Here is a 7,466-nt window from a genome sequence, read left to right as displayed (position 1 = left end):
GCGCTTACTGGCCTGTTCCAATAACGGTCTGACGGCTTCAAATTGTGCTCGCGTAATGTCGCTGGGGTATGTTTTTCGTTTCATCCGTCCAGTATCGGCTATTGGCGAAAGATTTCAAACAGGTTCTTATGCACAAGGCGACGATACCGCCAGTCTGTATTGTAATCAGTGGCTGGCAGACTCCCGCAAGAAAGCGCTGTTGGCCTCGGTGGGAGTGGGCACTATCGATCAGGCATTAATGGCGGTGCTGCCACGCAAGCATCAGCCGCTACGACTGATAGGCCTGCATCGGAAAGTGCTGATTTTTGATGAGGTGCATGCGGCCGACGCCTTCATGTTTGAATTGCTGGATGATCTGTTACAGGTTCATCTGCGCCAGGGGGGCAGCGTTATTTTGCTGACTGCGACGTTGGCACAGCAACAACGGGAACGATTGTGCCGGATCTGGCAACAGGCTGGGGGGATTGCTCCTTTGCAGTTGCCGAAAAAAGATGATTTTCCCCTGGCAACACATATTAGCTTTGAGCAAGGGCTTACAGAAACACCGGTTGCCAGCAGGAAGTCAGTTAGCCGGGAGCTGAATGTTGCGTTTGTGCATAGCGAACAAGCCTGTGTCGAAAAAATCCTGCATGCTCACAAAAATGACCAGTGTGTGGTGTGGATTCGCAACTCGGTGGACGATGCCATTCGTGCCTATCAAATGCTCGCTGAGCAACTTGGGTCTGATGAAACGCTGACACTGTTTCACAGCCGCTTTGCCTTGAAAGATCGCAAGACAATAGAAAACAGGGTGCTGGCTATCTTCGGCAAGCAGGGCGGCAAGGATGACAGGCAGGGTCAAATCCTGATCTCCACCCAGGTGTTTCAGGAAAGCCTTGATGCAGATGCCGACCTGATGATCTCCGATCTCTGCCCTATTGATGATCTCATTCAGCGTGCTGGCCGGCTCCACCGTCACATTCGGGACAAATGGGGTAACCGCTCAGATAAAACGCAGGATGAGCGTTCATCTCCTCTTTTGCTGGTTCATGCTCCCGAGTGGCAGGAGCAACCCAATGCTGACTGGCTGCTCAATCATTTACCCAATACCGAACACGTTTACCGCTCTCCCAGCAGGCTGTGGTTGGGCATGCAGATATTGCGCAAGCAGGGTGCGATCCGCATGCCGGGTGAGGCAAGAAAACTGATCGAAGCGGTTTATGACAAAACTGCGTTTGAGCGTATGCCACCAGCGCTGCAGGAAAAGGAAGATCAGTATTTTGGTGAAGTCCGTGGTCAGGCCGCCCGGGCCAAGAGTCAGTTAATTGAGTGGGGCAAGGGTTACAACCAGAGCAGCGCCAAGGCCTGGCACGACGATAACATTGAGATCAGCACGCGTTTTTCGGACAGGGAAACCATTCAGGTGCTGGTGTTCAGGCTTGATTCTCATGGCCGGCTCCAGTTGTGGGCAGAAGGCGAGCCTTATGCCTTGCAGAACAGTGTGGTGAAGCTTGCCAAGCATCGCTTCGCCGACAAACTGGCAGCCTTGCCCGGCGAGTTTGTCGCAGACTTTGAAAAACTTACACAGCGCTATCCCCAGGCAAAGTTTCTGCAGCCTTGGCTACCTGATAGTGATCAAGGCTTTGGATACTGCGCTCAGCTGGGAGTGGTAGAGAAGAAGTAAATCCCCGCCGAAGCGGGGAACTTTATTGCTATACAAGGCTAGCCCCATTTCAAACGGGTTCATCTCCGATGCGCCGGAGAACAGTGAAAGAGTACGTGAAATAAGATGCGATATCTAGAATCTCAAAGTGGCCTGAGGCTGGCTGGAAGCCAAGATGTCCAGGTGGATAATTTAGTTGGTATTTAATTTTTTAGCACCATTGCAAACCTTATGTTTATTGTCTAGTCTGTTTTTTGTACTTTCTAATTCGGGGAGTTAAAGGATGAACCTGCTTACCTCTCGTTGGCTTAGCTACCGCCTCAGGGATGGTAGTGAGCAGCAGTTACCGCTCACCGCCATTGCCCATCCGGATGTGGTGGACTTTGCACTGCCAAGAGCCGACTTTCATGGTGCTGCATATCAGTTTGCCATTGGTTTGTTGCAAACGGTGATGGCCCCGCAGGATAAATATGATTGGCACGAACAGTATCTGACGCCGCCCGATGAGGCCAAGCTGGCAGCCGCGTTTGCCAAGGTAGATCATGCTTTTGATCTGGACGGAGACGGACCACGCTTTATGCAGGATTTGGATCCGCTGGATGCCGCCAGTCCTGTTCCGGTTTCCGGCCTCTTGATTGAAGCGCCGGGCGGCAACACCCTGAAGCTGAATACCGATCATTTCATTAAACGTGGCATTGCGGAAACGCTGTCGCCGGAAATGGCGGCACTGGCGCTGTTTACCCTGCAAATCAATGCGCCATCGGGTGGCCAGGGACACAGAACCGGCCTGCGAGGAGGCGGCCCGCTGACCACCCTGGTGCTGCCCCATGAAGAAGACGCCAGCCTGTGGCAAAAGCTATGGTTGAATGTTCAGAGCCGGGAGTTCTGGGCGTATAAAGACCCCGATTATCACAGTGCAGAGCTGTTCCCCTGGCTGGGGGAAACCCGCATCAGCAAAAACAAGGGCAGTGACATCTATGCACACGATGTGCATCCGCTTGCCATATTTTGGGCCATGCCGCGGCGAATCCGGTTGTTGTTTGAACAGCAGGAAGGCGCTTGCCAATTGAGTCTTAAAGCGTGCTCCACTGTTTGCCGGCAATACCGTACCAGCAATTACGGCAATAACTATATAGGCACCTGGCTACATCCGCTGACTCATTACCGTTCCAACCCCAAAAAGCCGAATGAGGATTACCTATCCACCAAAGGGCAATCCGGCGGAATTCAGTATAAGCAATGGCACAGCCTCAGCTTTGTGGATACGGCGGAAGGCAGTCATCCAGCCCAGGTGGTACAGGACTTTCTTCTTCACAAGTCTGAATATTTCGATTTTGACTGGGGAGAAGCCCCCAGATTGTGGGCCTTTGGATTCGATATGGACAATATGAAGGCCAGAGGCTGGTACAACAGTGAATTTCCGCTGATTCGGCTGGATCCCGAGATCAGGGATGAGTTGCTCCATGAGATCAAGGCCATGCAAACCCTGGCGCAAGAAGTGCTGTGGCACTGCCGGACTCAGATCAAGGCAGCCTGGTTTGATAAACCGGTCGATGCCAAGGGGGATACCAGCCATATCGACTTACAGTTCTGGCAGCGAACACAGAATGACTTTTTCCAGATGGTGGCAGCGCTGCTGAATGCACCGGATGGCCGGTTAACACCGGAAGCTGCCGCGCGCTGGCTGTGGGCATTGTCCCGTCATGCCAAAACATTGTTTGACGATTTGGCACTGTCCAATCTGTATCCCGACCGGGAAATGTATAAAAAAATCCGTGCGCGCCGTCAGCTCACTGGCTGGTTGGCAGGCAGCAAACGTATTCGGCAATTCAGTCAGGATTACCGACTCGATACCTTAACCGAGGAGCTGGCGTGATGACAGACACAGAGCAAGCCGTAACACCCAAAGCACTCTTTGCCGGCGAGGGCGCATTAATGCGCTGGTGGCAAGCCATGATGCTGACCGAGCAGGAACTCAAAGCATTGAATATTCGGCCCGCACCCACGGTTTATCGTGCCGAGTTGAAACGGGCAGGGACACCGGAAGCAGCCTTGATGACTCAAGGGTTCAGAGCCTTGTGGCTGGCGCTGCCGGATTCGGCCCGGAAGCGCAAACCTTGGAGCATGCTTGCATGGGCTGCTCTGGCGGGCGTGCTGAGTCATGTAAAGCAGCAGGATGACAGCAGAAGTTTTGCGGCGTCACTGGGCAAAATTAATCCCGATATCGACAAACCCAAAGTCAGTGAATTGCGCTTTCAGCAACTGCAGGGGGCGAGAACCCCAGAGGATTTTTACCGTCGCCTGCACCGGTTGATTAAGCAGGTAAACGGTAAAACCCATGTGGCTTCTCTGGCCAGAGGAATACTCGACTGGTTTGATGAACATCATGGCCAGCAGGCACTGCGGCCCGATAAGAAAATCGCCGTACGCTGGGCAATGGATTACTACCAGGCCGCCGAGTCGGCACTGGCAAAAAACAAGAATTAAACAAGGAGATTATGATGAGCAAATTTATTCAAGTGCACCTGCTGACTTCCTATGCCCCTTCAAACCTGAACCGTGACGATCTGGGCCGGCCAAAAACTGCCCGCATGGGCGGAACGGAGCGTTTACGAGTCAGCTCACAGAGCCTGAAGCGTCATTGGCGTACTTCCGATGTGTTTGAGCAAACCTTGGGTCAGCATATTGGTACCCGTACCAAACGGCTGGGTGTGGAAGTATTTAATCAGTTGTGTGAGCTGGGCGTGTCTGAGAAACAGGCTAAAACCTGGGCAATCGCCATTGCTGGTGTGTTTGGTAAAGGCAAAAAAGACAGTCTGGAAATTGAACAGCTTGCCCATATCAGCCCGGAAGAGCTGGCAGCGGTAGACGCCTTGGTGAAGACCCTGGCTGCAGAAAACCGCGCGCCGGAAAAAGAAGATCTTGCCTTGTTGCGCCGGAATGCCGCAGCAGCGGATATTGCCATGTTTGGTCGAATGCTGGCGTCTTCCCCTGAATTTAATTGTGAGGCTGCCTGTCAGGTTGCCCATGCCATCAGTGTGCATGGCATTGCAGTTGAAGAAGATTATTTTACCGCTGTGGATGACCTTAACCGGGGCGACTCGGATCTTGGCGCGGCGCATATTGGTGAAGCGGCCTTTTCTGCTGCCTTGTTTTACAGCTACATCTGCATCGACAAAGAGTTGCTCGTCAGTAATCTGGGCGGTGATATTGAACTTGCCAATAAAGCTATTACAGCGCTGGTAGAAGCTGCGGTGAAAGTGTCCCCAAAAGGTAAGCAGAACAGTTTTGCTTCCCGAGCTTATGCCTCTTATGTGCTGGCCGAAAAAGGTAGCCAGCAGCCTCGTTCACTGTCGGTCGCCTTTCTGAAACCTATTATCGGTGAAAACCAGGCCGAAGACGCGGTACAGGCACTGCAACGGCAGGTTGAAAATTTTGACAAGGTGTATGGAGCCTGTGCCGATGACCGTTACTCCGTAAATGCCCTGGAAGGTGAGGGCAGCTTTGAGCAGTTAAAAGCATTTGCCGCAGATTAAGGAGGCATTATGCAATATCTGGTTTTTCGGCTTTACGGTCCCATGGCCAGCTGGGGAGAAGCAGCAGTGGGCGGAGACAGGCCTTCGGGCCTGACTCCCAGTCGCTCTGCAGTACTCGGGCTGCTTGGTGCCGCGCTGGGTATTAAACGGGATGATATCAGCCGGCTTGATGCGCTGCGGACTGCGGTGGGTATTGCCGTTAAGGCTTATTCCTGCGGCAGCCTGATGCGGGACTATCATACCGCTCAGGTACCTTCACAGGACAAGAAACGCATATTTTACAGCCGGAAAGATGAGCTGAGTGTCGAGAAAGAGAAGCTGAATACTGTTTTGTCCAGCCGTGATTATCGCAGTGATGGTTACTGGGTGGTTGCGGTATGGCAGTTGCAACAAGAAAGTGAATTTACTCTGGAGGTGTTGAAAGCAGCATTAACAAAACCGATGTTTACTCCCTACTTGGGGCGAAAGGCATGTCCGCTGGCTGTTCCGGTTACTCCTCAATTAGTGGAAGCTGAGTTAAAAGAAGCGCTCGATACGTCATTCCCGCCGATTTTATTCAGCCATGAGCAGGACCGGCGCTGGCTTGGCCTGGGTAACACCGTCACTTATCTGTGGCAGGGAACGGCCGATGACTTGGGTGAATATGAAGGTGTGCAGAGCAGTCAAGTATGGGATGAGCCGATAAGCAGAGAGCCTTGGCAGTTTTCGGCACGGCAGGTGCATCAGCTGACTCTGGTGGAGGAATAACATGTATTTATCCCGCGTAACTTTGGCTGATGCACCATCGGCCAGAGCCGAGTTGATTAAATCCATGCACAAAGGGGTGTATGGCTATCACCAGTTGCTGTGGCGGCTTTTCACTCAGCAAAGTGAGCGCAGCTTTTTATTTCGTCACGAGCAGAGTGATGGTCGTCTGGTACCTCAGGGAGAGCCTGTTTTTTATGTGCTTTCCCGCGAGCAGCCTGATAATGCCGAGCAGCTGTTTCAGGTGGAAAGCAGGCCATTTTTACCTCAGCTTAAGTCAGGAGATCAACTTGGCTTTCAACTCAGGGTAAACCCAACGGTGTGCCGTAACGGAAAACGGCATGATGTTTTGATGGATGCCCAGCAGAAATGGCTGTATCAGGAAGCACAGTCGCTGGAGTTGTCCATTGAGGGTACCAAAAAAAATCTGAAGCACCGGTTGCTGGATATGGCGACAGATGAAGATATTCAGCGCTGGAATACAGTGATTGAAAACGGTCGCTATTGTGACGAGCTGGAAGCAAGATTGGGCAGAAGCTCAGCGCTTGAACTGGCATTAAAAACCATATCCGAGCGGGCTTTACTGACCTGGTGGCAACAGCGTAGTCAACAAATTGGTATTCAGTGCTCTGATGATGCCGTGCAAGCCGATGGATATTTTCAGCACCATATCAAGGGCAAAGGTACTGGTGCCATGTTCAGCTCAATTAACCTCAGCGGTTCTCTTACCGTTGATAAACCGGAAACCTTTATTGAGAGTCTTGTGAGGGGAGTCGGAAGATCCAAGGCCTTTGGTTGTGGCCTGATGTTAATTCGAAGGATTTGATTCGCGGCACTTTTAGGGAGTTGATGCATGGCTTTTATTCCCCTCAAACCGATACCGCTTAAAAACAGGGCTTCAATGATCTTTCTGCAATATGGACAGATCGATGTGATTGACGGTGCCTTTGTGCTGATTGATAAAAGTGGTGTGCGCACTCACATTCCCGTGGGCTCGGTGGCCTGCATTATGCTGGAGCCCGGCACCCGGGTTTCTCATGCGGCCGCCAAGCTGGCGGCCACGGTTGGAACTTTGCTGGTGTGGGTTGGCGAAGCAGGCGTACGTCTTTATGCCTCCGGGCAGCCAGGTGGAGCCCGCTCCGATAAGCTGTTGTATCAGGCCAGGCTGGCCCTGGAGGAAGATCTTCGTCTTAAAGTCGTGCGTAAAATGTTTGAGTTGCGCTTTGGTGAAGAAGCTCCCAGCCGCCGCTCAGTAGATCAGCTCAGGGGTATTGAGGGCAGTCGGGTGCGGGCTACTTACGCCATGCTGGCAAAACAGTACGGCGTAAAGTGGAACGGTCGCCGTTATGATCCGAAAGACTGGTCTAAAGGTGATAAGGTCAATCAGTGCATCAGTGCTGCCACTTCCTGCCTGTATCAGGGTGAACGCATGAGCGCTTAGTTTTCAATCAATTTTGAAATTCCTGCTTTTAGCACCTTTTCAAGATGGTCGGTTTTCATCCAGCACCTTCTTTGTTTGCCAACAATACTCAATTTGGTGGGCT

At 52.2% G+C, this 7,466-nt stretch carries 7 protein-coding genes; all 7 read left to right on the top strand.

Annotated elements, in window-relative coordinates:
* On the top strand, positions 1-1,663 hold a 1,663-nt coding region (gene cas3, locus DA373_RS15755; RefSeq protein WP_408635793.1), incomplete at its 5' end, for a CRISPR-associated helicase Cas3'.
* Between the two features lie 262 nt (positions 1,664-1,925).
* Positions 1,926-3,518, top strand: a complete 1,593-nt coding sequence (gene casA / locus DA373_RS15750; RefSeq protein WP_107853225.1) for a type I-E CRISPR-associated protein Cse1/CasA — start codon at positions 1,926-1,928, stop codon at positions 3,516-3,518.
* Entirely contained in the window at positions 3,518-4,129 is a 612-nt protein-coding gene (gene casB / locus DA373_RS15745; RefSeq protein WP_107853224.1) for a type I-E CRISPR-associated protein Cse2/CasB, read from the top strand. Before casA ends, casB begins: the two co-directional genes overlap by 1 nt.
* A gap of 14 nt (positions 4,130-4,143) precedes the next feature.
* Positions 4,144-5,178: a type I-E CRISPR-associated protein Cas7/Cse4/CasC gene (gene cas7e, locus DA373_RS15740; protein WP_107853223.1), complete on the top strand. Its 1,035-nt coding sequence runs from the start codon at positions 4,144-4,146 to the stop codon at positions 5,176-5,178.
* Between the two features lie 9 nt (positions 5,179-5,187).
* A complete protein-coding gene (gene cas5e, locus DA373_RS15735; RefSeq protein WP_198650338.1) occupies positions 5,188-5,925 on the top strand; it encodes a type I-E CRISPR-associated protein Cas5/CasD in 738 nt (245 codons plus the stop codon).
* Between the two features lies 1 nt (position 5,926).
* Complete coding sequence (gene cas6e / locus DA373_RS15730; RefSeq protein WP_107853221.1) at positions 5,927-6,748, top strand: type I-E CRISPR-associated protein Cas6/Cse3/CasE; 822 nt, start codon at positions 5,927-5,929, stop codon at positions 6,746-6,748.
* Positions 6,749-6,775: 27 nt separating this feature from the next.
* A complete protein-coding gene (cas1e, locus tag DA373_RS15725) occupies positions 6,776-7,363 on the top strand; it encodes a type I-E CRISPR-associated endonuclease Cas1e (protein WP_269801432.1) in 588 nt (195 codons plus the stop codon).
* Positions 7,364-7,466 lie beyond the last annotated feature (103 nt).

This window comes from Oceanimonas marisflavi (genome assembly GCF_003049725.1).
Taxonomy (GTDB): domain Bacteria; phylum Pseudomonadota; class Gammaproteobacteria; order Enterobacterales; family Aeromonadaceae; genus Oceanimonas; species Oceanimonas marisflavi.
The sequence above is the reverse complement of the archived record's forward strand: the minus strand, read 5'-3'. Positions and strand labels throughout refer to the sequence as shown.

Bases quoted from the DNA above. Each gene is read 5' to 3' on its own strand.
- casA (WP_107853225.1), top strand. From the start codon at position 1,926: ATGAACCTGCTTACCTCTCGTTGGCTTAGCTACCGCCTCAGGGATGGT.
- casB (WP_107853224.1), top strand. From the start codon at position 3,518: ATGACAGACACAGAGCAAGCCGTAACACCCAAAGCACTCTTTGCCGGC.
- cas7e (WP_107853223.1), top strand. From the start codon at position 4,144: ATGAGCAAATTTATTCAAGTGCACCTGCTGACTTCCTATGCCCCTTCA.
- cas5e (WP_198650338.1), top strand. From the start codon at position 5,188: ATGCAATATCTGGTTTTTCGGCTTTACGGTCCCATGGCCAGCTGGGGA.
- cas6e (WP_107853221.1), top strand. From the start codon at position 5,927: ATGTATTTATCCCGCGTAACTTTGGCTGATGCACCATCGGCCAGAGCC.
- cas1e (WP_269801432.1), top strand. From the start codon at position 6,776: ATGGCTTTTATTCCCCTCAAACCGATACCGCTTAAAAACAGGGCTTCA.